We start from the raw sequence: 1673 nt of genomic DNA on the forward strand, positions 1-1673 counted from the left end.
TCTATCAGGCGCTTGCGTTCCGCCTTGCGCCACGGGGCGACGTCGGCCCAAGCGTCCGGCTGGATCAGTTCCGTTCCGTACCCCGGAACGACCTGCTGCACGCAGCACGGCGACGCCGCAAATTCTCTCGTTTCGACGCGATTGGTTTCTTTGTCAGGCATTGCGCACCCTTGTTCTCTTGCCGTTGACATCCAGCGGTAAGGCCACTTGCCCCTCACAAGAAACGTTGCGCCGTGTGAAAAAGGAAGGCAAATGGAATTAAATGCTGTATTAATGCAATATTATTGCACTGAAGTTGGGAGATGCTCTGGTGGACATTAACCGCGCACGCACATTTCTGGAAATCGTTCATTCCGGCAGTTTTCTCAGGGCCGCCGACCGGCTTCATGTGACTCAGACAACGGTGAGCGCGCGGATACGCACGCTGGAGGAAGAGCTCGGACGTCAGCTCTTTATCCGCAACCGCAATGGCGCGCAGCTGACGCCGGCGGGCCGGGAGTTCGAGCGGTTCGCCCAGTCATTCGTGCAAATCTGGGAACGGGCACGGCACCAGCTCGCCATCCCATCGGGACGGACAAGCGTCGTTGCCTTGGGCGGAGAGCTCAGCTTATGGAACCCGCTGCTGCTCGACTGGCTGGTCTGGATGAAGAAGGCCAGGCCGGAAATCGCCATCCAAGCCCAAGTCGGTGTGCCGGACCAGCTCCTCGAGCAGCTCAGGACTGGCGTTCTGGACATTGCGGTGCTCTATGCGCCGAAGCTGCTACCGGGTTTCAGGGTAGAGCTTCTCGTCGAGGAGCAGCTCGTCCTGGTTCGGACCACGGACAAAGACGGGGAACCTGTCGGCTCCAAGGACTATGTCTATGTCGATTGGGGGCCGCTGTTTGCGGCCCAGCATGGTGCCAGTTCCTCTGCCTTCGGCGAGCCGGGACTGATGGTTGGCCTTGGCCCGCTTGGGCTGAGCTACATCCTGCGCGCCGGCGGAATGGGTTATTTCCGCAGGGGCGCCGCGGCTCCGCATATCGAGGCGGGGCAGCTTGAGGTCGTGGAAGGCGCGCCGGAATTCACCTATCCAGCCTATGCCGTCTATCCGGAAGCAAGCGAAGCACGAGCCGACGTGCAGGAGGCACTGCGCGGATTGAAGCAAGTTGTGAAATGATCGTCCTTCCAGGCGTGAAGCCAGGGTTCGCGTGACTGGAAGGATGGATCACAACGGATTGACCGAATATGCCTTATCCGTTCCACACCATCGGTCACTCGACCCGGTCGATCGTCGAATTCGTCTCCCTGCTAAGGGTCGGAACGATCGCCCTGGTGGTCGACATAAGGACCGTCCGACGATCGCGGGCGAACCCGCAGTTCAACAGCGAGGTGCTTCCGGATAAGCTGGCAGCGTTCGGGATCGGATATGAGCACATTGCCGAGCTTGGCGGCCTGCGCGGCAAGGCGCACGACATTCCAACGACGCTCAACGCATTCTGGATCAACCAGAGTTTTCACAACTACGCCGACTACGCGCTATCAGTGGAGTTTCATCGCGGCTTGGACCGGCTTGTGGCCCTCGGCAGGCAGCGGCGATGCGCCATCCTGTGCGCGGAAACGCTCTGGTGGCGCTGTCACAGAAGAATCGTCGCGGACTATCTCCTTAGCCGCGGCGAGTCCGTTTTTCATCTGAT

2 protein-coding genes are annotated in these 1673 nt (G+C 60.1%); both read left to right on the top strand.

Translation table 11 applies throughout. The annotated features are described in order from the left end of the window. Nucleotides 1–310: 310 nt before the first annotated feature. A complete protein-coding gene (locus tag EN935_RS34830; RefSeq protein WP_127374167.1) occupies nt 311–1156 on the top strand; it encodes a LysR family transcriptional regulator in 846 nt (281 codons plus the stop codon). 68 nt (nt 1157–1224) lie between these two features. Continuing rightward, nucleotides 1225–1673: DUF488 domain-containing protein (locus tag EN935_RS34835; RefSeq protein WP_164771638.1), on the top strand; the 449-nt coding region annotated here is incomplete at its 3' end.

This window comes from Mesorhizobium sp. M7D.F.Ca.US.004.03.1.1 (genome assembly GCF_003998635.1).
Classification (GTDB): Bacteria; Pseudomonadota; Alphaproteobacteria; order Rhizobiales; family Rhizobiaceae; genus Mesorhizobium; species Mesorhizobium loti.